At 64.6% G+C, this 370-nt stretch carries 1 protein-coding gene; it reads right to left on the reverse strand.

Going from position 1 to position 370, the window contains the following annotated elements; all coding sequences use genetic code 11:
- Positions 1-293: DUF736 domain-containing protein (locus tag OKA11_RS24535; protein ID WP_267225260.1), on the reverse strand; the 293-nt coding region annotated here is incomplete at its 3' end.
- Positions 294-370: the final 77 nt, after the last annotated feature.

A 370-nucleotide genomic window follows, 5' to 3' on the forward strand; every position in this document is an offset into this window, starting at 1 on the left:
TTGTACGAGCCGTCGTCCTGGCGGAACGCCGAGACCTGGAGCGGCTGCGCCAGCGAGGGATCGTCGATGCGGCCGTTGAGGAACGCCTCGCCGGTGTTGGTCGAGGTGAGTTCGAAGAAGGCCCCGACCTGCACCCACGTCCGACTCGGGGTGAGCGCGTGGATTTCGTAGCGCGGCGCGCGCGGGTTGGCGGAATGCACCGGCTTCAGCGCGATCGTCATCGCCACTGCCAGCGTCGAAATGCGGCCCATGAAAATGCCCGCGTCGTTCTGCTTGATCGATCCGATGTTCATGTCGTGTCTCCGTGAGATTGTGCGTCTGGACCCCTTGTCCTCGACACTTTCTCCCATCCTCCTCCTCTCCCCGGCCC

Origin of the sequence: Novosphingobium clariflavum, assembly GCF_026420865.1 — a bacterium.
Classification (GTDB): domain Bacteria; phylum Pseudomonadota; class Alphaproteobacteria; order Sphingomonadales; family Sphingomonadaceae; genus Novosphingobium; species Novosphingobium clariflavum.